Annotated in this window: 27 protein-coding genes; 13 read left to right on the top strand and 14 right to left on the bottom strand. The window is 67.6% G+C overall.

The features are described 5' to 3' along the window. Positions 1-41: 41 nt before the first annotated feature. Positions 42-515: a CYTH domain-containing protein gene (locus tag FGU64_RS17785; RefSeq protein WP_139954381.1), complete on the bottom strand. Its 474-nt coding sequence runs from the start codon at positions 513-515 to the stop codon at positions 42-44. 176 nt (positions 516-691) lie between these two features. Between FGU64_RS17785 and FGU64_RS17780 the strand changes: the two genes are divergently transcribed. The 4 genes from FGU64_RS17780 (at position 692) to FGU64_RS17765 (ending at position 4,634) form a co-directional block, all read left to right on the top strand. Beyond that, the gene (locus tag FGU64_RS17780; protein ID WP_246671144.1) at positions 692-1,318 is read left to right on the top strand and encodes a CerR family C-terminal domain-containing protein; all 627 of its coding nucleotides are present in this window, start codon (positions 692-694) and stop codon (positions 1,316-1,318) included. Further along, complete coding sequence (locus FGU64_RS17775) at positions 1,315-2,262, top strand: HlyD family efflux transporter periplasmic adaptor subunit (protein WP_139954379.1); 948 nt, start codon at positions 1,315-1,317, stop codon at positions 2,260-2,262. Before FGU64_RS17780 ends, FGU64_RS17775 begins: the two co-directional genes overlap by 4 nt. Before the next feature lie 66 nt (positions 2,263-2,328). Continuing rightward, positions 2,329-3,246, top strand: coding sequence for an ABC transporter ATP-binding protein (locus tag FGU64_RS17770; protein WP_139954378.1), 918 nt, complete (start codon positions 2,329-2,331; stop codon positions 3,244-3,246). Between the two features lie 251 nt (positions 3,247-3,497). Then, positions 3,498-4,634, top strand: a complete 1,137-nt coding sequence (locus FGU64_RS17765) for an ABC transporter permease (protein ID WP_139954377.1) — start codon at positions 3,498-3,500, stop codon at positions 4,632-4,634. Between the two features lie 7 nt (positions 4,635-4,641). On the opposite strand, the gene FGU64_RS17760 is transcribed toward FGU64_RS17765, so the two are convergent. Continuing rightward, on the bottom strand, positions 4,642-5,625 hold the full coding sequence (locus FGU64_RS17760) for a threonine/serine dehydratase (RefSeq protein WP_139954376.1): 984 nt from the start codon (positions 5,623-5,625) through the stop codon (positions 4,642-4,644). 241 nt (positions 5,626-5,866) lie between these two features. Here FGU64_RS17760 and FGU64_RS17755 point away from each other — a divergent pair, with 241 nt between their 5' ends. Then, positions 5,867-6,259, top strand: a complete 393-nt coding sequence (locus FGU64_RS17755; protein WP_136354868.1) for a hypothetical protein — start codon at positions 5,867-5,869, stop codon at positions 6,257-6,259. 364 nt (positions 6,260-6,623) lie between these two features. Here FGU64_RS17755 and FGU64_RS17750 read toward each other — a convergent pair whose 3' ends face one another. After that, on the bottom strand, positions 6,624-6,944 hold the full coding sequence (locus FGU64_RS17750) for a hypothetical protein (protein WP_139954375.1): 321 nt from the start codon (positions 6,942-6,944) through the stop codon (positions 6,624-6,626). Between the two features lie 163 nt (positions 6,945-7,107). Here FGU64_RS17750 and mbfA point away from each other — a divergent pair, with 163 nt between their 5' ends. After that, a complete protein-coding gene (mbfA, locus tag FGU64_RS17745; RefSeq protein ID WP_139954374.1) occupies positions 7,108-8,091 on the top strand; it encodes an iron exporter MbfA in 984 nt (327 codons plus the stop codon). Positions 8,092-8,197: 106 nt separating this feature from the next. Here the strand turns inward: mbfA and FGU64_RS17740 are convergent, their stop codons facing one another. The 3 genes from FGU64_RS17740 to FGU64_RS17730 all read right to left on the bottom strand — a co-directional run bounded on the left by FGU64_RS17740 (position 8,198) and on the right by FGU64_RS17730 (position 9,148). Beyond that, complete coding sequence (locus FGU64_RS17740; RefSeq protein WP_139954373.1) at positions 8,198-8,542, bottom strand: antibiotic biosynthesis monooxygenase; 345 nt, start codon at positions 8,540-8,542, stop codon at positions 8,198-8,200. Beyond that, the gene (locus FGU64_RS17735) at positions 8,539-8,871 is read right to left on the bottom strand and encodes an NIPSNAP family protein (RefSeq protein ID WP_139954372.1); all 333 of its coding nucleotides are present in this window, start codon (positions 8,869-8,871) and stop codon (positions 8,539-8,541) included. The genes FGU64_RS17740 and FGU64_RS17735 overlap by 4 nt, the downstream gene beginning before the upstream one ends. A gap of 70 nt (positions 8,872-8,941) precedes the next feature. Next, on the bottom strand, positions 8,942-9,148 hold the full coding sequence (locus FGU64_RS17730; RefSeq protein ID WP_139954371.1) for a DUF1127 domain-containing protein: 207 nt from the start codon (positions 9,146-9,148) through the stop codon (positions 8,942-8,944). 80 nt (positions 9,149-9,228) lie between these two features. On the opposite strand from FGU64_RS17730, the gene FGU64_RS17725 reads away from it, so the two are divergent. Together FGU64_RS17725 and FGU64_RS17720 are read left to right on the top strand one after the other, a co-directional pair. Beyond that, positions 9,229-9,909 (top strand): winged helix-turn-helix domain-containing protein, encoded by a 681-nt coding sequence (locus tag FGU64_RS17725; RefSeq protein ID WP_139955433.1) that lies wholly within the window; start codon positions 9,229-9,231, stop codon positions 9,907-9,909. Between the two features lie 203 nt (positions 9,910-10,112). Continuing rightward, positions 10,113-10,259 (top strand): hypothetical protein, encoded by a 147-nt coding sequence (locus FGU64_RS17720; RefSeq protein WP_139954370.1) that lies wholly within the window; start codon positions 10,113-10,115, stop codon positions 10,257-10,259. Here FGU64_RS17720 and FGU64_RS17715 read toward each other — a convergent pair. The 3 genes from FGU64_RS17715 to FGU64_RS17705 form a co-directional block, all read right to left on the bottom strand. Further along, the gene (locus FGU64_RS17715; protein ID WP_139954369.1) at positions 10,256-10,624 is read right to left on the bottom strand and encodes a DUF1850 domain-containing protein; all 369 of its coding nucleotides are present in this window, start codon (positions 10,622-10,624) and stop codon (positions 10,256-10,258) included. The two genes, FGU64_RS17720 and FGU64_RS17715, sit on opposite strands and share 4 nt — an antisense overlap. After that, positions 10,621-12,723, bottom strand: a complete 2,103-nt coding sequence (locus tag FGU64_RS17710; protein WP_139954368.1) for a TRAP transporter permease — start codon at positions 12,721-12,723, stop codon at positions 10,621-10,623. The genes FGU64_RS17715 and FGU64_RS17710 overlap by 4 nt, the downstream gene beginning before the upstream one ends. Positions 12,724-12,996: 273 nt before the next feature. After that, positions 12,997-13,953, bottom strand: a complete 957-nt coding sequence (locus FGU64_RS17705; RefSeq protein ID WP_136354850.1) for a TAXI family TRAP transporter solute-binding subunit — start codon at positions 13,951-13,953, stop codon at positions 12,997-12,999. 254 nt (positions 13,954-14,207) lie between these two features. Here FGU64_RS17705 and FGU64_RS17700 point away from each other — a divergent pair, with 254 nt between their 5' ends. Together FGU64_RS17700 and FGU64_RS17695 are read left to right on the top strand one after the other, a co-directional pair. Then, a complete protein-coding gene (locus FGU64_RS17700; RefSeq protein ID WP_139954367.1) occupies positions 14,208-14,570 on the top strand; it encodes a YciI family protein in 363 nt (120 codons plus the stop codon). Positions 14,571-14,580: 10 nt separating this feature from the next. Then, positions 14,581-15,831, top strand: coding sequence for a DUF6596 domain-containing protein (locus FGU64_RS17695; protein WP_139954366.1), 1,251 nt, complete (start codon positions 14,581-14,583; stop codon positions 15,829-15,831). A gap of 213 nt (positions 15,832-16,044) precedes the next feature. On the opposite strand, the gene FGU64_RS17690 is transcribed toward FGU64_RS17695, so the two are convergent. The 3 genes from FGU64_RS17690 to FGU64_RS17680 form a co-directional block, all read right to left on the bottom strand. Next, entirely contained in the window at positions 16,045-16,671 is a 627-nt protein-coding gene (locus tag FGU64_RS17690) for a glutathione S-transferase family protein (RefSeq protein ID WP_139954365.1), read from the bottom strand. Positions 16,672-17,049: 378 nt separating this feature from the next. Continuing rightward, entirely contained in the window at positions 17,050-18,030 is a 981-nt protein-coding gene (gene cysK, locus FGU64_RS17685; RefSeq protein ID WP_139954364.1) for a cysteine synthase A, read from the bottom strand. A 171-nt stretch (positions 18,031-18,201) separates the two neighbouring features. Beyond that, on the bottom strand, positions 18,202-19,530 hold the full coding sequence (locus FGU64_RS17680) for a sorbosone dehydrogenase family protein (RefSeq protein WP_139954363.1): 1,329 nt from the start codon (positions 19,528-19,530) through the stop codon (positions 18,202-18,204). Positions 19,531-19,783: 253 nt separating this feature from the next. Between FGU64_RS17680 and FGU64_RS23350 the strand changes: the two genes are divergently transcribed. Beyond that, complete coding sequence (locus tag FGU64_RS23350; protein WP_180375560.1) at positions 19,784-19,954, top strand: hypothetical protein; 171 nt, start codon at positions 19,784-19,786, stop codon at positions 19,952-19,954. Between the two features lie 103 nt (positions 19,955-20,057). Here the strand turns inward: FGU64_RS23350 and FGU64_RS17675 are convergent, their stop codons facing one another. Both FGU64_RS17675 and hrcA read right to left on the bottom strand, forming a co-directional pair. Next, the gene (locus FGU64_RS17675) at positions 20,058-20,243 is read right to left on the bottom strand and encodes a hypothetical protein (protein ID WP_136354838.1); all 186 of its coding nucleotides are present in this window, start codon (positions 20,241-20,243) and stop codon (positions 20,058-20,060) included. Positions 20,244-20,277: 34 nt separating this feature from the next. Then, the gene (hrcA, locus tag FGU64_RS17670; RefSeq protein ID WP_136354836.1) at positions 20,278-21,363 is read right to left on the bottom strand and encodes a heat-inducible transcriptional repressor HrcA; all 1,086 of its coding nucleotides are present in this window, start codon (positions 21,361-21,363) and stop codon (positions 20,278-20,280) included. A gap of 149 nt (positions 21,364-21,512) precedes the next feature. Between hrcA and rph the strand changes: the two genes are divergently transcribed. Then, the gene (rph, locus tag FGU64_RS17665; RefSeq protein ID WP_139954362.1) at positions 21,513-22,229 is read left to right on the top strand and encodes a ribonuclease PH; all 717 of its coding nucleotides are present in this window, start codon (positions 21,513-21,515) and stop codon (positions 22,227-22,229) included. Positions 22,230-22,239: 10 nt separating this feature from the next. Then, on the top strand, positions 22,240-22,668 hold the full coding sequence (locus FGU64_RS17660) for a VOC family protein (RefSeq protein ID WP_136354832.1): 429 nt from the start codon (positions 22,240-22,242) through the stop codon (positions 22,666-22,668).

Here is a 22,668-nt window from a genome sequence, read left to right as displayed (position 1 = left end):
CTCTTCCATCACGAACGATACGGCATTGCTTGGACGCCGCATCACGACGGGCGTTCCGGATAGCCGTTCAGGGCCAGCGAGGCGTTGGAATAGCGCACCTCGCCGGTGACCTCGCGGCCGAGCCAGGCCGGCAGCATGTCGGACGCCACGCGGTCGGGCGTTTCCAGTTCGGTAACCACCAGTCCGTCCAGCGTGTCGTTGAAGACGTCGACCTCGTAGAGATAGCCGCGATGGCGGACGTGGTGGCGGACCTTGCGGATGACCGTGCCGATGGCGAACTGCATCATGTCGCGCGCTTCGGCGAGCGGCACCGGATATTCGTATTCATCGCGCGCGGCGAGGTCGGAGCCGAACTTCAGGGTGAGCTTGGCCTTGCGGCCGTCGCTGATGCGCAGGCGGATGGAGCGTTCGGACGAGATCGCCAGATAGAACTGCACGATCGAGACGCTGGCCTCCACCGCCGGGCGCCAGTCGCTGCTTTCCACCAGGAATTTGCGTTCGATCTCCTTGGCCATGGCCCGACTTAAGCGCGCCGGAGGCGGCAAATCAACCGGTGGCGGCTATGCATTCCGGGGCGACATGGTCACCCCTTTACATTAATCATTCGATTGATTAAATTACACCAATGATATCGACCTCCACCCCCGGCGATCACCCGCCCGCGCCCGCCTCCCCGTCGGAGATGACGCGCATGGCGCTGATCCGCGCGGCGCTGAAACTGTTCGGGCAGCAAGGTTACGACGGCACCTCGACGCGCGAGATCGCGGCGGCGGCGAAGGCCAATATCGGTTCCATCGCCTATCATTTCGGCGGCAAGGAAGGGCTGCGCGCCGCCGTCGCCGACCATATCGTCGGCATGATCCAGACAATCGCCCGGCAGGCGACAGGCGGCACGGACGCCCCGCCCGAGCGGCTGGAGCCACAGGAAGCGCGCGCCCGGCTGATCGAGGCGACGCGGCAGATGGTGGCCTTCATGGTGGCGCGGCCGGAAGCCGGCGAGATCGTGCAGTTCATCCTGCGCGAGCTGTCGCAGCCAACGCCAACGCTGGACCGCATCTATGACGGCGTGTTCGCGCCCACCCACCGCCGGCTGTGCGCGCTGTGGGAGCAGGCGACCGGCGAGCTGGCCGAGAGCGAGCGCACGCGGCTTTCCGTCTTCACCATGATCGGCCAGGTGCTCTATTTCCGCATCGGCCGCGAGCCGGTGATGCGGCGCATGGGCTGGGATGGCATCGGCGAGGCGGAAGCCGCCAAGGTGGCGGAGGTCGCCGTCGCCAATCTTTCCGCCATACTGGCGGCACGGAGCGAAAAGCCATGAGTTTCCTGTGCTCGCTGCCGCTGGCCGCGCAACTTTTCAGCGCCTGCGCGCCGGCCGCCCCCCTGGCCGTCGGCTATGTCGAGGGCGACTACGTGCTTCTCGCCCCCATCGAGGTGGCGCAGGTGCAGTCGGTCTCGGTCAGGCGCGGCGACCGGGTCGCGGCGGGTGCCGCACTGGCGACTTTGGAGGATGCCGACGCCGGCATAGCGGTCGCGCAGGCGCAAGCCGCGCTGGGCGCCGCCGAGGCGCAGCTCGCCGACCTCAAGGTCGGCAAGCGGCCGGAAGAGATCGCCGTGCTGGAGGCGGCGGTGCGTTCGGCCAAGGCACAGGCCGACGAGGCCGGGCGCGTGCTCGACCGCACCCGCGACCTCGCCAAGCGCGGCATCGCCACGCAGGCGCAGCTCGACGAGGCGACGACGGCCGTGGAAGTCGCGCAGGCGGCGATCGGCCAGAGCGAAGCCAATCTCGCGGTGGCGAAACTGCCGGCGCGGCCGGAGGCGATCAAGGCCGCCGACAATGCGGTGAAGCAGGCGAAGGCGGCGCTCGATCAGGCCGAATGGCGGCTATCGAAGCGGACGCTCACGGCGCCGGCGGCGGGCCGCATCAACGACGTCATCCGCGACCCCGGCGACACGGCGGGGCCGACCGCGCCGGTCGTTTCCATGCTGCCCGACGGCGCGGTCAAGCTCACCGTCTACGTGCCGGAAGCCGCCTTTTCCTCGATCAAGGTCGGCTCCGAGCTTGCCGTGCGCTGCGACGGCTGCGGCTCGGGGCTCAAGGCGCGCGTCAGCTATGTCTCGCCGGACCCCGAATTCACCCCGCCGGTCATCTACTCGCTCGAGAACCGCCAGAAGCTGGTCTACCTCGTCGAGGCGCGGCCCGAAGGGGGCGCCGGGCCGTTGCAGCCGGGGCAGATCGTGGATGTGGATATCGCAAGGGAATAGGGGAGTAAGGCAGTAGGGGAATAGGGAAACATATTCCCGCATTCCCCTACTCCCCTCACAGCAACCATGACCGCCATCGCCGTCACCAACCTGACAAAACGCTTCGGCGACCGCACCGTCGTCGACCACGTGTCGATGACGGTGGAAGAAGGCGAGATCGTCGGTTTCCTCGGGCCGAACGGCTCGGGCAAGACGACGACGATCCGCATGATGTGCGGGCTGCTCACACCCGACGAGGGCGAAGGCACGGTGCTGGGCTTCGACATCCGCAGGGAAGGCCTGTCGATCAAGCGCGAGGTCGGCTACATGACGCAGCGCTTCTCCTTCTACGAGGACCTGACGATCGCCGAGAACCTCGCCTTCGTCGCCCGGCTCTACCAGTTGAAGCCGGCGGAAAAGCATGTGGCCGACACGCTGGAGGATCTCGGGCTCACCTCGCGCCGCGACCAGCTCGCCGGCACGCTGTCGGGCGGCTGGAAGCAGCGGCTGGCGCTGGCCGCCTGCATCATGCACAAGCCGAAGCTGCTTTTGCTCGACGAGCCGACCGCCGGCGTCGACCCCAAGGCGCGGCGCGAATTCTGGGACGAGATCCATCGCCTCGCGCATGGCGGGCTGACCGTGCTGGTCTCCACCCACTACATGGACGAGGCGGAACGCTGCCACCGCATCTCCTACATCTCCTACGGCAAACTGCTGGCCACAGGCACGGTGGACGAGGTGGTCAAGAACGCCGGGCTCACCACCTTCGTCGTCAGCGGACCGGCGCTCGACCAGGCCGCCGAGGCGCTGAAGGGCAAGCCCGGCGTCGAGCAGGTGGCGCCGTTCGGCGCGACGCTGCATGTCGTCGGCTCGGACGCCAAGGCGCTGAAGGCGGCGCTGGACGCGGTGGGCAAGGCCTACGACGTCAAGGTGGCGCCGGGAGAAACCAGCCTGGAGGACGTGTTCATCCAGTTCATGGCCGGCTCGAAGGACAATATGGCGTAGCGACGTGAAACGGATAAAGCACCCCCTCACCGTCTCGGCTTCGCCGATCCACCTCTCCCCCTGCCCGGGGGAGAGGAGACGCGGCTTCTGCGCCGGCGCTTCTCCAGCTTGGGTTCCTCGCCCCCTGAAAGGGGGAGAGGTGGATCGGCGAAGCCGAGACGGTGAGGGGGCGTTTCCAGCGATCAAGGGAACAGTCTTTCGGGCGGTCTCGCCCAGCACATTCGTGTTCAGGACTCAGCGGTGAAGGGCTCATGAACACCGTCTTCTCCCCTGCCCGGCTCGGTGCGCTGCTCGTCAAGGAATTCATCCAGATGCGGCGCGACCGAGTCACTTTCGCGATGATGCTGGGCGTGCCGCTGATGCTCTTGATCCTGTTCGGCTTCGCCATCAACAACGACCCGAAGCGCCTGCCGGCGGCACTTCTTTCCATGAGCAACGACGTGTACAGCCGCGCCATGGTGTCGGCGCTGGAGAACACCGGCTACTACCGCTTCGACCACATCGCGCGCACGGAAGCCGAGGCGGACCTCCTTTTGGCGCGCGGCGACGTCTCCTTCGTGGTGACGATCCCGGCCGATTTCGGCCGCCGGGTGGAACGCGACGACCATCCGCAAATCCTCATCGAGGCGGACGCCACCGACCCGTCGGTCGCCAGCGGCGCCATCTCGACGCTCGGCACCATCGCCGGCCAAGCGCTGCTCAGGGCCAGGGGGATGAGCGAGACGGCGGCCGGGAACGCCGCCGGCCAGCTCGACGTGGTGGTGCACCGGCTCTACAACCCCGAAGGCGTCTCGCAATACAACATCGTGCCCGGCCTGCTCGGCGTCATATTGCAGATGACCATGGTAATGATGACGGCGATGGCGCTGACGCGCGAGACCGAGCGCGGCACGATGGAGAACCTGCTCGCCATGCCGGCCAGCCCCGCCGAGATCATGCTGGGCAAGGTGCTGCCCTATGCCGGCGTCGGCGCCGTGCAGGTGGTGGTGATCCTGATCGCGGCCAAGCTGCTGTTCTTCGTGCCGTTCGTCGGCGGCCTGCCGCTGCTTCTGTCCGCCATCCTGATCTTCGTGCTCGGGCTGGTGCTGCTCGGCTACACGATTTCCACCGTGTCGCGCACGCAGATGCAGGCCATGCAGCTCACCGTGTTCTTCTTCCTGCCGTCGATCCTCTTGTCCGGCTTCATGTTTCCCTATCGCGGCATGCCGGGCTGGGCGCAGACGCTGGGCGAGATCCTGCCGTTGACGCACTTCCTGCGCATCGTCCGTGCCGTCATGCTGAAGGGCGCCGAACTGCCGGCGGTGGCCGGCGAGATTGGCTGGCTGCTGGGGTTCGTGGTGCTGTTCGCCTGCTTCGCGCTGGTGCGGTTCAGGCGCACGCTGGATTGAGCGCGGATCAGCCCGCCAGGACGGCGGCGTAGGCGTCGGGATCGACGTTGCCGCCGGAAAGAACCACGGCGACGGTGCGTCCGCGCACGTCGACGGCGCCGGAGAGGATTGCGGCCAGCGCCACCGCGCCGCCCGGCTCGACCACCAGCTTCAGAAGCGCCATCGCCTCGCGCATGGCGTGGCGCACCGCGTCCTCGGAAACGGCAACGGCGCCGGCGAGCGTCGTCTTGTTGATGGCGAAGGTGAGGGCGCCAGGCTCGGCGGTCAGCAGAGAATCGCAGATGGAGGTGTGGCCGGGACGGTTGGCCACCAGCTTCCCCTGTTCGAGCGAGCGGCGGGTATCGTCGAAATGCTCGGGCTCGACGGCCCAGATTTCGGTCCTCGGCGAGGCGTCCTTGACGGCGACGGAGATGCCGCCGGTCAGCCCGCCGCCGCCGCACGGAATGACGACCGCGTCCAGCGCCGCATCGAGCGCGCTTGCCTGCTCGACCAGTTCCAGGCCGATGGTGCCCTGCCCGGCGATGACGAAGGGATCGTCGAAGGGCGGCACCAGCGCCATGCCCTCGTCCAGCCACGGCCGCACCACCGCCGCGCGGTCCTGGCTGAAGCGGTCGAAGGGGACGATCTCGGCGCCCATGCGGCGCACGTTGTCGGTCTTGGTACGCGGCGCGTCCGCCGGCATGGCGATGACGGCGCGGGCACCGAACATCGCGGCTGCGGCGGCGACGCCCTGCGCATGGTTGCCGGAGGAGAAGGCGACGACGCCACGGCCGCGCTCGTCGCCGGAAAGGCTGGCGATCTTGTTGTAGGCGCCGCGGAACTTGAAGGAGCCGGTGCGCTGGAGCACCTCGGGCTTGAACAGGACGCGGCCGCCGAGGCGCTCGTTGAGCACCGGCGATTCAAGCAGCGGCGTCCGCACGCTGAGACCTGAAAGTCGGCCGGCGGCGGCACGGATATCGTCGATGCGAGGCGGTGCGGAAATGGCGGTCATGGAGGACGGGTCCTGGGCGGTTCGGCCGGGATGGAAGGCCATGCCGCCCATGTGTCAGCAAAACCGGGCGCCATGCCACCGGAAAATTGACACCGCGACAAATTCTCGGGCGGCGCTCCGCCACGAAAATGCCCGGTATTTCAGCCTTCACTGATTATATCGACCCGGCAACCAAATCTGATGTGACCGGACAGGCCGGCCGGCGTTTATGGGTCGAACGGGGCAAATGGAGGCCACGACCATGCACGCACTTCTCAAGTCATCCGTACTCGCTCTGGCTATGGCGCTGACGAGCATTCCGATCGGCGCGGCCTCGGCGCAGGACCTCGAACTTCATCTCGGCAACGACGGCCCGCAGCTCCGGCTGCGCCGCGACTGCGATCCGGACCGGGAAGACTGCCGGGACCGCGGCGACTACCGCCGGGACCGTGGCGATGAACGCTGGTCCCGGCGCCGCGAATGCACGCCCGACCGCGCGCTCGACAAGGCCGACCGCATGGGTGTGCGGCGCGCCCGCATCGACGACGTCGGCCGGCGCACCATCTCGGTGCGCGGCCGCGACCGGTTCGGCGACCGCATCGTGGTGACCTTCGATCGCCGGGACGGCCGCTGCCCGGTGCTGGCCAGGGATTGACCGCCGCTAGAAGGCGTCGCGGAAACCGACCGGCGGGAGCTCTTCGCGGCGCTTCCGCCGGTTTTGTTGTTGGCCAGTCCGATTGCTGCGTCTCCTCCATGGCAGGGCTATCGCATACGGAATTTTCTCTATTCTGGCCGGCGGGATACCCCCACCCCTAACCCCTCCCCGCAAGGGGGAGGGAGACGCCGACGCCGCCATTTCAGCCGAAATCGGCGAGATTGGCGCGCTATAACGGTGCCGCCAAGTCCCCCTCCCCCTTGCGGGGAGGGGTTAGGGGTGGGGGTACTGCGACGGTCGAGGTCGAGGAAAACTCCATATGTGACCGGCCTGCCCTCTATGGGGGCAAGTTGCTAGGCTCGATCTATCCCAGCAAAGTGCGTTCGCGCTTGCTGCCGCCGGCCTTGCGCCAGGCGTTGAAGCGGTGCGTGGCGGCGGCGAAGGAAATCTTCATCTGCTGCGCCACGGTGTAGCGCGACTTGCCCTCGTCGAACATGCGATAGCAGCATTCCACCCCTTCGTTCGTCAGCTTGCCGTCCGAGGTCTTATTGTGCGGGTTGGCGGGATCGAATTTCTCGGCCTTGGCAGCGACAAGGCCCTTGAGGCGCTGCAGATCGGCCTCGATCGAGGCGATGAGATCGAGCACGGGCTTGGGATCGAAGGCGGCTTCTGGCTTTTTCGACATCGTGGACATCCGGTTTCTGCGGGTTCTCATATATAGGCGAACGTTCGCCGATAGGAAGAGGCACCGCGGCATTTCTGCGCCGACCCAGTTTTCCGGCCTGCACCGTTGACGCAGGGCAACTGAAACTCTAATTTAGAATCATTCTAAACTAGAGTGATCGAGAATGCTTTCCCGCGTCTTCGGCTTCGGCCGCCGTTCGTTCTCCACCCTTTCCGAGCAGGAAATCCTGGCGCTGGCGATCTCGTCGGAAGAAGACGATGCCCGCATCTACCGCGCCTATGCGGACGGGCTGCGCGACGACTTCCCGCATTCGGCCGATATCTTCGAGGCGATGGCCAAGGAAGAAGACGGCCACCGCGAGGCGCTGATCGAGCTGCATCGCGCCCGCTTCGGCGAGCGCATCCCGCTGATCCGGCGCGAGCATGTACGCGGCTACTACCAGCGCAAGCCCGACTGGCTTGTCCGGCCGCTGGGCATCGACGCGGTGCGCGGCCAGGCCGAGGAGATGGAGCGGCAGGCGCGGCTGTTCTACGTCGAGGCCGCCAAGCGCAGCGAGGACGCCTCCACCCGCAAGCTTCTCGGAAACCTCGCCGCCGCCGAGCAGGGCCACGAAACGCGCGCCATGCAGCTGGAGCGCCAGCACACGCCGGACGCCGTGCGCGAGGAAGAGCGCGACATCGAGCGCCGCCGGTTCATCCTCACCTATGTGCAACCGGGCCTGGCCGGGCTGATGGACGGCTCTGTCTCGACGCTGGCGCCGATCTTCGCCGCCGCCTTCGCCACGCACGACACCTGGCAGACCTTCCTCGTCGGGCTCGCCGCCTCGATCGGCGCCGGCATTTCCATGGGCTTCACCGAAGTGGCCTCGGACGACGGCAAATTGTCGGGACGCGGCTCGCCGGTCAAGCGCGGCCTGACCACCGGCGTCATGACGGCGCTGGGCGGCCTCGGCCACGCCCTGCCCTATCTCATCCCGCACTTCTGGACGGCGACGGGCGTGGCGGCGGTCGTGGTGTTCTTCGAACTGTGGGCCATCGCCTTCGTGCAGAACCGCTACATGGAAACGCCGTTCTGGCGCGCCGCCTTCCAGGTGGTGCTGGGCGGCGCGCTGGTGTTCGCGGCAGGCATCCTGATCGGCAATGCGTGAGGCTAAAGCGCGTCGCGGTCTTTCAGACCCGCTCCGCACGCTTTAGAGTCTTGATTTTACGCATGTCTTTGTCCCGAAATCGGGGCCCACTTTCGGGAGACATGCTTTATCCATGCAGGGCGCGGCTGTCGGCGGGCGCCTCGGCGCGTTCCGTCATGCCGTAGTCGCGCACGACATGGGCGATGCGCAGCCGGTAGCCGGCGAAGACACCGCCGCGCCCTGCCTGTTGCGCATGCCGGTGCTCCCCGGTGTTGCGCCAGCCCTTGACCGCCTCCTCGTCGCGCCAGAACGACAGTGAGAGCACGCGCGCCGGGTCGGCAAGGCTCTGGAAGCGCTCGACCGAGATGAAGCCGTCCATCGTTTCGAGCAGCGGTTTCAACCCGGCGGCAATGCCGAGATAGGTATCACGCTCGCCATCGGCGGGTTCGACCTCGAAGATGACCGCGATCATGGCTGGATCACCTTGCCGTGCGGCGCCGAGGCGAGTTTCAGGAAAATGCGGTCCTCCTTGAGGATGAATTTCTCGCGGCGCGCGAATTCGTAGTTCGCCTTGCCGGCCGGATCGGCCGCCAGCCGCGCCCGATAGGCCTCGTAGGCGGCGAGGCTCTCGATGTTGTAGACGCCGTAGGCGGTGGTGGCCGAGCCCTCGTGCGGCGCGAAATAGCCGATCAGATCGGCTCCGCAGCGCGGGATCGCCTGCCCCCAGTTGCGGGCATATTCCTCGAAGGCTTGCCTGCCGAAGGGGTCGATCTCGTAGCGGATGAAGCAGGTGACGGTCATTCTCTTTCTCCTCGATTGATAGTTCGACCGCGATCGAAGCGTTCGTCGCAGCAAGCTGCCAGGATGGCGCTCAGCGCCAGAAGGGTTTGGCGCTTTCATGCCTGGCTTCGTGCGGCGTCACGCCGATGTCGGCGAGCAGCCAGTCGTCCAGTCCGGCAAAGTCGAGCCGCTGTCGATGGCGGCGATGCCACGATGCCAGTTCGGAAAACAGACGATGGATGGCGGAGTTGCGACGGGCGGTGGCACCGGGGAAGGCGAAAGTGGAACTGACGGGCATCGTTGTCTCCTTGATCTGCGAACAGAATAGTGGTTCTGTTTCAATCATGCTTCGATGGGGATCAAACTATGCCTGAAAGATTGCAGGACGGACCGAACATCGCTCTCATCGCCAGTCTTGTCGGCGACCCGGCGCGCGCCAACATGCTGACGGCGCTGATGGCCGGCGCGGCGCTGACGGCGAGCGAACTGGCGCTGGAGGCCGGCGTGACGCTGCCGACGGCCAGCTCGCATCTGGCCAAGCTGATGGACGGCGGACTGCTTTCCGTGGCGAGCGAGGGCCGCCACCGCTACTACGCGCTGTCGGGGCCGCATGTCGCGGCGATGCTGGAGGCGATCATGGGCGTGGCTGCCAGCGTCGGGCCGAAGCGGGTGCGGCCCGGTCCGCGCGAGGCGACGATGCGCGAGGCGCGCGTCTGCTACGACCATCTGGCCGGCGAGCATGCGGTGAAGATGATGGACGGTTTCGTCGAGCGCGGCGTCATCGTGCGCGACGGGCAGACGGTGACGCTGGGGCCGCTGGGAGCGTCCTATTTCGCCGCGCGCGGCATCGACACGGCAAACCTCGGCACGTCACGCCGGCCGGTCTGCCGCGACTGCCTCGACTGGAGCGTGCGCCGCTCGCATCTGGCCGGCGCGCTGGGAGCCGCGATCCTCGACAGGATCCTCGCCGAGAAATGGGCGCGGCGCGAGAAGGACAGCCGCGTCGTCGCCTTTTCGCCGAAGGGCAGGACGGCGTTCGAGCGGACGTTTTTGGCATGACGTCCCTGTGGCGCAAAAACCACAACGGAAACGCTTGTCGCCACACCCACGGAAAGACCGCCAGTTAGCCGCAATCCCGCCACGAAGTGCCTGATTTCCGGGCGAAAATTAACGTCGTATTCACGAGGGATTCACCACTTCGAGCTACGATGTTTCCCATTCGGAAGGGACTCCGAAAACCGGGACAGGGACTGGTGTAAAAAATGCGTATCCTGAAGCACATTGCCTTCTATGTTGCCGCCATCCGCGAATTCGTCGCGCCGACCTACCGGCCGGAGCGCTATTATATGCGCGGTCCCGGTCCGGCCTGCGCGCGCCGCTCGCACACGCTGGGCTTCGGCACCCGTTAATCGTGACCCTCGCAAGCCGTCACGACAGCCGGATCTGCCGGCCGGGCGCCGATCACCGCGCAACGACCTTCCGCACACAGCGTCCAGCCACCGCCAGTCGCTCCTGAGGCGGCGAGCAGGAGCCGCCGCTGCGGCCCGACCTTCGGCGCGTAGACCCACCAGCCATCCCTGAATACCGAACCCTCCGGCGGGTCCATCCCGGCGCCGGAGCCCTGGATGCGCGCCTCCACCACCTGGAGGCCGGCCGGCGTCACCTGCCAGTGCTCCTCCCAGCGGGTCTTTTCCACAGAATGCGTCCAGGCGAGCGTGAAGGCGGCGCCCGCCAGCACCGTCACCTTGCCGGCGGCGAGGACGCAGATGCTCACGCCACCGCAGCCGTCTGGCGCGTGCGCCACCAATGCCAGCCGATCCACAGGATCGCCAGCGCCCAGCCGATCTCGTCGGTGAGCGGGACGGCGGCGACCAGCAGGATGCCGGCGGCAAAGGCGAGCAGCCGCTCCCACCAGGCGATGCGGGCGAACAGGAAGCCGACGGCGGCCGCGCCCCACAGAAGGATGCCCATGCAGGCCTTGGCGACGATGTAGGTCACCTCGACCGGATAGCCGTAGGCGGCGGCGATGGGGCCGGGGTCCTGCAGCATCAAGGCCGGCGTGTAGACGGCCATGAACGGCACGACGTAGCCGGCGATGGCGAGCTTGGTCGCCTGGACGCCGATCTTCATGGCCGATTCTTTGGCCATCGGGGCGGCGGCGAATGCGGCCAGCGCCACCGGCGGGGTCAGGTCCGCCATGATGCCGAAATAGAAGACGAACATGTGGCTGACGAGCAGCGGCACGCCGAGCGCCAGCAGCGCCGGGCCGGCGAGCGAGGAGGTGATGATGTAGTTGGGGATGGTGGGGATGCCCATGCCCAGCACCAGGCAGGTCAGCATGGTCAGCACCAGCGACAGGAACAGGTTGTTCTCGCCGATGGAGATGATCCAGCCGACGAAGGTGGAGGCGATGCCGGTGAGCGTCAGCGTGCCGATGACGACGCCGACGATGGCGCAGGCGATGCCGACCGGCAGCGCGTTCTTGGCGCCTTCGGCCAGCGAGTCGATGCAGATCTGCACCGTCTCGCGGCCGCCCTTGAACAAGAGGCAGGCGACCAGCAGGGCGGCGATGACGAAGACCAGCAGGTTGACGCCGTATTTCATGAAGGAGGCGGCGGCGAGCCCCAGCGCGATCCAGAAGACGATGCGGAAGGCGAGCGGGCCGATGAGGGCCGCCAGCGGCGTGCCGAGGATGAGCACGATGGTCAGCGCCAGGCCCATGGTGCCGGCGAAGATCGGCGTATAGCCGGCGAACAGCAGGTAGATCAGCGCGCACAGCGGCAGCACCAGCGGCCAGTGCTGGCGCACCGCCGCCCACGGGTTGGGCAGCGAGGCCTTGTCCATGCCGGCCAGCCCCGCCTTGCCGGCCTCCAGATGCACCTGCCAGAAGCAGGCGCCGAAATAGAGGGCGGCCGGGATGATGGCGGCCTTGACCACCTCGGCATAGGAGATGTTGAGCGTCTCGGCCATGATGAAGGCGACGGCGCCCATCACCGGCGGCATGATCTGCCCGCCCATCGAAGAGGTCGCCTCGACGGCGCCGGCGAAGGCGGAGCGGAAGCCGAAGCGCTTCATCAGCGGAATGGTGAACTGGCCCGACGCCACCACGTTGGCGACGCCGGAGCCGGAGATGGTGCCCATCAGCGCCGAGGAGAGCACGCAGACCTGCGCCGGCCCGCCGCGCCAGGAGCCGACCAGCCCGAGCGCGAAATCGTTGAACAGGGCGATCATGCCGGCGCGTTCGAGGAAGGCGGCGAAGACGACGAAGATGAAGATATAGGCGGCCGAGACATAGACCGGCGTGCCGTAGATGCCTTCCACGCCGAAGGCGAAGGTGTCGACGATCTGGGCGAAGTCGTAGCCGCGATGGATGAACGGCGCCGGCAGGTGGTTGCCGACGAAGCAGTAGAGCAGGAACAGGAAGGCGACGATGGCGAGCGGAAGGCCCATCAGGCGGCGCGTCGCCTCGAACACCAGCACGATCAAAAGCACGCCGACGACGAGGTCCTGCGTCGTCAGAAAGCCGGAGCGGCGGATCAGGTCGACATAGAAGATCCAGTGATAGAGGCCGGTGGCGAAACCGGCGATGCCGCACAGCCAGTAGAACGCCTTGCCGGCCATGCTGCGGATGGTGAGGTTGGCGACCAGCGCGAAGCCGAGCAGCAAGAGGAAGCCGACGTGCATGGCCCGCACGATCGGGCTGGGGATCGCGCCGTAGGCCGCCACATAAAGCTGGAACAGCGAGAAGGCCACGGCGATGAGGAAGGCGACCTTGCCGGCGAGGCCGTCGCCGAAACCGGGCGGCAGGCCTTCCACCTGCTCCTCGACGACGGGGATGTGGATGGTTTCGGGCTGGGAGGCGGCGTCGGTCATGGGCTGTCTCTCATGGAAATCGGGAACATCGCCCCTGCCCCTTGAAGGGAGGGTGCCGAGCGGAGCGGGGCCGGATGGATCACATCAAGAGCGCCCCCTCTCCGTCTCGGCTTCGCCGAGCCACCTCTCCCCCCGTTCCGGATGGAGAGGATACGCCTGCCGCAAAGCTTGGCGCCCATCCTCTCCCCTCACGAAGTGGGGGAGAGGTGGCTTGCGAAGCAAGACGGAGAGGGGGAACGCCATAGGCGACGACCTTGCCCCAAACCAAAGCGCCTACTTGATCAGGCCTTTTTCCTTGTAATAGCGCTCGGCGCCGGGATGCAGCGGGATCGGCATGCCTTCGATGGCCTTGGCCGGATCGATGCCCTTGGCGGCGGCGTGGGCGGCGACGAGCTGGTCGAGGTGCTCGAACAAAAGCTTCGTCATCTGGTAGGCCGTCTCGTCGGAAACGCCGGAATGGCTGACCAGGAAATTGCCGACGGCGGCGGTCTGCACGTCCTCGTCCTGCCCCTCGTAGGTCCCCTTCGGAATGACCGCGGCGATATAGGGCGCGCCGATCTTGGCGACATCCTCGGCGGGCACGGCGACGATGTTGATCGGCACCGAGGTGGCGAGGTCGCGGATCGAGGCGACGCCGAGGCCGGACGATTGCAGCGTGGCGTCGAGCTGGCGGTTCTTCATCAGCTCGACCGAATCGCCGAACGGCAGGTATTCGACCTTGCCGAGATCCTCGTACTTCAGACCGGCGGCGGCGAAGATGGCGCGCGCGTTGAGTTCCGTACCGGAAGCCGGCGCGCCGACCGACAGGCTCTTGCCCTTCAGGTCGGCCAGCGTCTTGATGCCGGACTCCTTGGAGGCGACGATCTGGATGTAGTTGGGATAGATGGCGGCGATGCCGCGCAGCTTGTCCAGCTTGCCGGGGAAGCCGGCCTCCTCGTTGCCCTCGGCGGCCAGCTTGACCGAATCGCCGAGCGCGAAGGCGATCTCGCCCTTGCCCTGCTGCAAGAGGTTCAGGTTCTCCACCGAAGCCTTGGTGGCCTGCACCTGCGCATGGGCGCCGGGGATGTTCTTGCCGTAGATCTCCGACAGCGCGACGCCGAGCGGATAGTACACGCCGGACGTGCCGCCGGTCAGCACGTTGATGAATTCGTCGGCCTTCGCCGACAGCGAGCCGAGACCGAGCGAAAGCGCCATCGTGCCGACGGCGACGATCTTGCGGACATGGAGCATCAGTTCATTCCTCCCTGGGTTGCCTTGCCGGGTCACCCTCCCTCAACCCGGAGGCGACACTTTAAGCAGCGGAGCGAAATTGCCAACCCGCAATCGGCGGCAGGCGGAACGGACGACCGGCAGCGCTTGCGCGCCGCGGCGGCCGGGCGCAAAGAATCCGTGGAAATTTTTGCCGCGGCTGTCGAAATCGCCGCCTGCCGCGCGACATCCTTGTGTCCGCACCGATGCGGTCGCGAAAGGGAAGGAACACGACGATGCAATACATGCTTCTCATCCATGTCGACGAAGCCGCCATGGCTGCCGCCGCGCCGACCGCCTCGCCCGACAAGGCCTACGAGATGGGCCAGCCCTTCATGGCCTACAACGAAGCGCTGAAGAAGGCGGGCGCCTGGGTGGCCGGCGACCGGCTGGCGCCGTCGTCCTCGACCACGCGGGTGCGCATGCTGGGCGACAGGACCGAAGTGCTCGACGGGCCGTTCGCCGACACCAAGGAACAGCTCGGCGGCTATTACATCATCGAGGCGCAAGACCTCGACGCCGCCATCCAGTGGGCCGCCCGCTGCCCCGCCGCGCAGAACAAGGCGGTCGAGGTGCGGCCGATCTGGAAGGCGCAGTAGGCGCATCCCGGTGGCCGCCGAAGCCGCCAGCGCGCGGGCGGCCGCCGAGGCCGCCGCCCGGCAAAGCTACGGCAAGCTGGTCGCCTTCCTGGCGGCCCGCACGCGCGATGTCGCCGGCGCCGAGGACGCGCTGGCGGATGCCTTTGCCGCCGCACTCGAGCGCTGGCCGCGCGACGGCGTACCGGACAAGCCGGAAGCCTGGCTGCTCGCCGTGGCGCGGCGGCGCGGCATCGACGCCGCGCGCCGCCGCCTGACCCGCGAAGCCGGCCAGGACCACCTGGCGCTGATCGCCGAGGAATTGGAGGCCGGCATGGCCGAACAGGAGATCCCCGACGAGCGGCTGAGGCTGCTGTTCGCCTGCGCCCACCCGGCGATCGACCCGGCGATGCGCGCGCCGCTGATGCTGCAGACCATCCTCGGCTTCGACGCGGCCGCGATCGCCTCGGCCTTCCTCGTCGCGCCCGCCACGATGGCGCAGCGGCTGGTGCGCGCCAAGGCGCGCATCAGGCAGGCGGGCATTCCGTTCCGCATCCCGGAGCGGCAGGAACTGGCCGGGCGGCTGGACGCCGTGCTGGAGGCGATCTACGCCGCCTTCGCCGAAGGCTGGCTGGACGCCGCCGGCACCGAAACGCGGCGGCGCAACCTTGCCTCGGAAGGCCTTTGGCTCGGCCGCCTGACGGCGTCGCTGCTGCCCAACGAACCGGAAGCGCTCGGCCTGCTTTCGCTGATGCTGTTCGCCGAAGCGCGGCGGGCGGCGCGGCGCGGCCCCGACGGCGCCTACATGCCGCTGGCCGCACAGGACACGGGCCTGTGGGACCACGCGATGATCGACGAGGCCGAGCGGCTGCTGGTCGTCGCCTCGGCGATGGAAGGGCTCGGCCGCTACAGGCTGGAGGCCGCCATACAGGCCGTGCATTCAGCGCGCCGCACGACGGGCGGGACGGACTGGCCGGCGCTCGCCACGCTCTACGAGGCGCTGCTCAAGCTGACCGGCTCGCCGGTGGCGGCGATCAACCGCGCGGTCGCGATCGCCCGGCTCGACGGCCCACGCGCCGGCCTCGACGCGCTGGAGGCGATAGGCGATCCGCGGCTGGCCGACTACCAGCCGTTCTGGGCGGCGCGCGCCGATCTCGCGGCGCAGCTCGGCGACCGCGAGCAGGCGACAGCCGCCTACGACCGCGCCATCGGGCTGGAGCGCGACGAGGCCGTGCGCCGCTTCCTGCTGGCCGAGCGCGACGCACTGGGCCGAGGGAGCGTGTAGTGCCGGTGGTCGTGCCGGCTATCGGTGCTCGTCCGCCTGTGAACGGGGGGCATGGAATTGCCCCGCATTTCCCCCGTCGCATACCCCCACCCCTAACCCCCACCCCTAACCCCTCCCCGCAAGGGGGAGGGGAAGCTGCCGCGCCCCAAGTCCCCTCCCCCTTGCGGGGAGGGGTTAGGGGTGGGGGTCAGCACCGACGAGCGGCAGTTCCTCTCAGTCAACCCACATCTCGTGGCGGACGTTGAGTTCGGCCAGCAGCGGATCGGCGCGCAGGGCCGCTGAGACGCGCTCGACATTGGGCCAGGCGGCCGGCGCTTTGGCGGCCTCCGGGTGCCAGCACACCAGCATGAGCATGTAGAGATCGGCCAGCGTGCGCCGGCCGGCGGCGAGCCAGTCGCGGCCTTCCAGCGCGCGGTCGAGGATGCCGATCTCGCGGTCCATCTCGGCCAGCGCGGCCTGCTTGACTGCTTCGATGCCGCCGGCATCGGTGGTGTAGCGATGGGCATAGAAATAGCGCAGGTCGGCCGGATAGAGCGCAGCGGCCATGAACGCCATCCAGCGCAGGAAATCGGCGCGGCCCGCCTCGCCGGCGACGGGGCCGAGGCCGGCGCCGGGATGCCGCTCGGCCAGAAGGATGCACATCGCCGCCGTCTCGGTCACGGCATGGCCGTCGGGCAGGACCAGAACCGGCACCTGGTTCATCGGGCTGATGGCGAGGAAGTCCGGCACCGGGTCCGGCGTCTTCTTCACGTCGATCAGGTCGAACGGCGCGCCGGCGATCTTCAGCGAGGCCTCGACGACGAAACCGCCGGAGCCGGGCCGCGTATAGAGCTTGTACATGCGAATCCTCCCCTCGCCGTATCGCGAGACAGGAGGATGTGCCCTCGAGCGCCGCCGCGCTCAAGCCGCGCCAGACGGTTTTTCGTGAGGGCCAGCAGCACGAGCCGGACAAGGGCGATGGGTTTTTGCTAATCTGGAGTCTGGCCCCTCCCCCGTAGGAGATCTATCGGCTACGACGTGCCCCCCTCTCCGTCTCGGCTTCGCCGAGCCACCTCTCCCCCACTTCGTGAGGGGAGAGGATGGGCGCCAAGCCTTGCAGTCATCCTATCCTCTCCACCCGGAACGGGGGGAGAGGTGGCTTGCGAAGCAAGACGGAGAGGGGGAGCCTTATTTGCAATAGCTCCGCCTCAAAGGTGAGGAGCCATCCCAACGCCCGCGTCAGTTCCCCAACCCGTCGAACAGGACGGTCGACAGGTAGCGCTCGGCGAAGGAGGGGATGACGACGACCATCGTCTTGCCCTTGTTTTCCGGCCGCGCGCCGACCACCGCTGCCGCCTGCAGGGCGGCGCCCGAGGAAATGCCGACCGGCACGCCTTCCAGCCGCGCGACCAGGCGGGCGTCGGCGACGGCATCTTCGTTCGTGACGGTGACGATCTCGTCGTAGACGGAAGTGTCGAGCACCTTCGGCGCGAAGCCGGCGCCAAGGCCCTGGATCTTGTGCGGGCCGGGCTGGCCGCCCGACAGGATGGCGGACGCTTCCGGCTCCACCGCCACGACCTGCACCGAGGGCTTGCGCTTTTTGAGCACCTGGCCGACGCCGGTGATGGTGCCGCCGGTGCCGATGCCGGCGACGAGGATGTCGACCGCGCCGCCCGTATCGTTCCAGATTTCCTCCGCCGTGGTGCGGCGGTGGATTTCGGGATTGGCGGGGTTCTCGAACTGCTGCGGAATAACGGCGTCCGGCAACTTGGCGACCAGTTCCTCGGCCTTGGCGATGGCGCCCTTCATGCCCTTCGGCCCGTCGGTCAGCACCAGTTCGGCGCCGAGCAGCAGAAGCATCTTGCGCCGCTCCGACGACATTGTCTCGGGCATGGTCAGGATCAGCTTGTAGCCCTTGGCGGCGGCGGCGAAGGCGAGCGCGATGCCGGTGTTTCCGGACGTCGGCTCGACCAGCGTGGTGCGGCCGGGCACGATGCGGCCTTCCGCCTCCAGCGCCTCGATCATCGCCACGCCGATGCGGTCCTTGACCGAGGCGATGGGGTTGAAGAACTCCAGCTTGGCGAGCAGGTCGGCGACGATGCCCTTTTCCTTCGCGAACTTCTCCAGCCTGACCAGCGGCGTGTCGCCGATCGTTTCGGTGATCGAGGCGAAGATGCGGCCGCGGCCGGGCACGCGCGCGGACGGGTCGGGCTTGGTCATGCGTCTGGCTCCCTGAGATTCGTGAAATGCAAGATAGGATTTTTCATCGTGGAAGATAGGCCGGCACGCCAGAATAGCCGAGTGGGCGGCGTTGCAAAGGCCGTGTACGGCTGGAATAAAATTCTCCCAGGCGGCGAAAAACAGGACTGTAATTGCGCTTCGCGGTTTCCGTCATGGCTTCGCGCCGTCATAGGCGACGCGCCAGATGGTGCCGGACCCGTCCTCGGTGACGATCAGCGCGCCGTCCTTGGCCACCGCCACGCCGACCGGGCGGCCCCACACCTCGGCATCCGACAGGACGAAGCCCGTCATGAAATCCTGATAGGCGCCGGTCGGCTTGCCGTTCTCGAATTTCAACCGCACGACCTTGTATCCGGTGCGCGTGCCGCGGTTCCACGAGCCGTGCAGCGCGACGAAGGCGTCGCCCCTGTATTCGGCCGGGAACCGGTCGCCCTCGTAGAAGGCGATGCCGAGCGGCGCCGAATGCGCCTGGATGAGCACGTCCGGTACCGTCGCCTTGCCGGCGAGGTCCGGCCGCGCGCCGGCATGGCGCGGGTCCTGATGATCGCCGATGTAATACCAGGGCCAGCCGTAGAAGGCGCCGTCCTGCACCGTCGTGGCATATTCGAAGGGCACGTTGTCGCCCAGCCCGTCGCGCTCGTTGACGACGCACCATAGCGCGCCGGTAGCCGGCTGCACCGTCATGCCCGAACAGTTGCGCAGGCCGGTCGCGACGACACGGCCGTTCTTGCCGTCGGGATCGTAGGCGCGGACTTCGGCGCGGCCCTCCTCCGAGCCCCATGCCGCGCCCGGAGCCTGCCCGTCGATCCAGCCGGCCGGCGCCTTGCCCATGCCCTCGGCGGCGTTCGAGTCCGAGCCGACGGAGACGTAGAGGGTGGCGCCATCGGGCGAAAAGGCGATGTCGCGGGTCCAATGGCCACCGGTCGGCAGGTCGTCGACGACCATCCCGGCCTTGCCGGACGCCTTCAGCTCGCCGCTACGATAGGGGAAACGCACGACGCCGCCGGTCTCGGCGACATAGACCCATTGCGGGTTGTCAGCCGGATGGAAGGCGATGCCGTAGGGCCGGGCGAGTCCCTTGGCGAAGATGCCTTCCTCCGCCACCTTGCCGTCCTTGCCCAGCCGGTACACGCGTACCTGACCGGCGCGGCTGTCGGCGACGAACAGGTCGCCGTTCGGGGCGACGCGGACGGCGCGCGGATTGCGGATGCCCGACGCGATGCGCTCGGCCGAAAAGCCTGGCGGCACCTGCGGGCCTTCGCCCTTCGGTTCCCGCGCGCGGTCGGCGCCGTTGGAGGCCGAATCGGTGGCGTAGGGCCTGGGCAGATCGCCGGGAGCGATGAGGCGCCACAGGCCGGGCCGGTCGTCGTGCCAGCCACCGAAAGCCTTTGCTCCCTCAAGGGGAGCGGACGGGTCCTGGGCGGCGACCGTGCCGGCACAGGCCAGCAAGACCGCTCCGCCCAGGAAAAAGCCGCGCATTCCGGTTCTTGCCTGTTCCGCCAATGCCGTGTCCTCCACGCAACCTCGAGCCGACGACGCACAGCCGCCGGCAACGCCGCCTTTACCTTGCCATATGGTTCGCCTTGCATCGGCAACAAGTGCGGCGTCTGCTTGAGCCATGCGACCAAGCACCGCCTTTCCAGTCATCGCGGTCGCCTCGGCGTTGCTCTTCACGGCGGCCGGGGCCTTGGCCGGAAACGTGCCCGCGCAAAGCTGCACGGGGCAGGACTGCATGCGGGACAACACCCAGCCGGCCGAGACCTGCCAGGGCCGCGACTGCGATCCGCCGACGCCCGGCGAGGCGAACGACTGCGACGGACGGGATTGCCAGCCCATCCCCGAGGACAACGTGCCGATACCGGAAGACAAGCCGATTCAGCCTTCCAACCCCGGCCAGCAGTAGGAAGCCGCGTCGCGGCCAGTCAGGCCCCGATCCGGCCTGCAGGCAATGGAAGCGCCGACGACGCCGTCGGGTGGCCGCCAAAGCAGAATTCCCGGACAGGTCCTCAGCCGAGTTCGGCGTCGAGCTGGCTCTCCAGCCTCACCAGGTCGGCCGGCAGCGGCAGGCCGAGCGCGCGCAGCTCGTTCAGCTTCTCGCGCACCTGCTCGCGGATCTCGCGGGCGTCCTCGGGCTGGTTCACCATGCTGGCGAGAAGAAGGTCGATTTCGGCCTTGATCGATTCGAACGCCATGGTTCCCTCCTGTCGGTCGTCGCCGCCCGTCCGCTCAGCGCAGCATGCGCGATATGAGCTGCGCGGTATAGTCCACCATCGGCACGATGCGGGCGTAGTTCAGCCGGGTCGGACCGATGACGCCGAGCGCGCCGATGACGCGCGCATCTTTGTCGCGGTAGGGCGCCACCACCAGCGAGGAGCCCGACAGCGAAAACAGCTTGTTCTCCGAGCCGATGAAGATGCGCACGCCCGAGCCCTGCTCGGCGAGGTCGAGAAGCTGGACGAGGCCGTCCTGCGTCTCCAGGTCCTCGAACAGGTGTTTCAAGAGTTCCATGTCGGCCTGCGCCGAGACGTTTTCCAAAAGGTTGGCGCGGCCGCGCACGATGAGGCGCGACGGCAGGCCGCTTTCGGCGCCCGCCCACATCGCCAGGCCCTTTTCAACGAGGTCCTGCGACAGCGTGTCGAGGGCGGCGCGGGTTTCCTGCTTGCGCCGCTCGATCTCAGCGCGCGCCTCGGCCAGCGTGCGACCGCGGATGTGGGCGTTGAGGAAGTTGGAGGCTTCGTGCAGCTGCGAGACGGTGATGCCGGCCGGCAGCTCGATGATGCGGTTCTCGACGTCGCCGTTCTGCGACACCAGCACCGCCAGCGCCTTGGTCGGCTCCAGCTGGATGAACTCGATGTGCTTGAGCGCGGCCTCGCTCTTGGCGGTGAGCACCAGCCCCGCGCCGCGCGACATGCCCGACAGCAACTGGCTGGCCTCGGTCAGCATGTGTTCCAGGCTCGTCCCCTCGCCCGACGCCTTCATCTGCGCCTCGATGGCGCGGCGCTCCTCTTCCGCAAGGTCGCCCAGTTCCATGAAGGCATCGACGAAGAAGCGCAGGCCCGCCTGCGTCGGCAGGCGGCCGGCCGAGACGTGCGGCGCGTAGATGAGGCCGAGATGCTCGAGGTCGCTCATGACGTTGCGCACCGTCGCCGGCGACAGCGACGACGGCAGGATGCGCGAGAGCGAGCGCGAACCGACGGGCTCGCCGTCGCGCAGGTAGGAATCGACGATGCGGCGGAAGATGTCGCGCGAGCGCATGTCGAGCGTCTGCAAAGTGGGCGACTGCACGGTCGCGTCGGTGATCGGCCGGGTCATGCGGACAAAACCTCCGGTTCAAGGATATAGACGGGAACGGCGCCGACGCAAGGACGTGTCCCGTCCGGGACAGGGCGTTTTCCTTTGCACGCCACGCCTGCCGGGGCTAAAAGCCCGGCACGATTCAAAATCCATGAAAGCGAGCCCGAATGCGTCCCTCCAAGCGCCAGAACGACGAAATGCGCGCCATCTCCTTCGAGCGCGGCGTCTCCAAGCATGCGGAGGGCTCGTGCCTGGTGAAGTTCGGCGACACGCATGTGCTTTGCACGGCGAGCCTGGAGGAGCGGGTGCCGGGCTGGATGCGCAATTCCGGCAAGGGCTGGGTGACGGCCGAATACGGCATGCTGCCGCGCTCGACCGGCGACCGCATGCGCCGCGAGGCCTCCGCCGGCAAGCAGGGCGGCCGCACGCTGGAGATCCAGCGCCTGATCGGCCGCTCCTTGCGCGCCGTGGTCGACATGCAGGCGCTGGGCGAGGTGCAGGTCACGGTGGACTGCGACGTCCTACAGGCCGACGGCGGCACCCGCACCGCCTCCATCACCGGCGGCTGGGTTGCGCTCTACGACTGCCTGCGCTGGATGGAGGCGCGCCAGATGGTGAAGGTCGACAAGGTGCTGAAGGACCATGTCGCGGCGATCTCCTGCGGCATCCACGACGGCCAGCCGGTGATCGACCTCGACTACCTGGAGGATTCGTCGGCCGGCACCGACGCCAACTTCGTCATGACCGGCAAGGGCGGCATCGTCGAGATCCAGGGCACGGCCGAGGGCGAGCCGTTCTCGGAGGATCAGTTTTCCGCCCTGATGGGATTGGCCAAGCGCGGTATTTCGCGGCTGGTGGATTTGCAGAAGATGGCGGTGGACTGACGGGGCGCAGATGCAACCTTCCGCCATCCTCGAATCGGCGCTCTACGTCACCGACCTCGACGCGGCCGAGAACTTCTATGCCGAAGTCCTCGGCCTTGAGCGGATTGCGAAAGTGGAAGGCCGGCATGCGTTCTTCCGCTGCGGCCAAGGCGTGCTTCTGCTGTTCGTCGCCGAGGCGACGCGGGAGCCGCCCCCGCCCGGCGCCAAGCTGCCGGTACCGCCGCACGGCGCCAATGGGCAAGGGCACCTGTGCTTTGCCGCTTCAGGCGATGACATCGAGCGCTGGAAGGCCCATCTGACGGGCAAGGGCGTCGCCATCGAGGCCGATTTCATCTGGCCGCCCAAACCGGGGCAGGAACGGGGCGGCCGCTCGATCTATTTCCGCGACCCGTCCGGCAATTCGCTGGAATTCGCCGAACCGAAAATCTGGAACCTCTAG

The organism is Mesorhizobium sp. 8, from assembly GCF_006351905.1.
GTDB classification, from domain to species: Bacteria; Pseudomonadota; Alphaproteobacteria; order Rhizobiales; family Rhizobiaceae; genus Mesorhizobium; species Mesorhizobium composti.
Note: the sequence above shows the minus strand (reverse complement) of the source record. Positions and strands in the feature narration are given on the sequence as shown.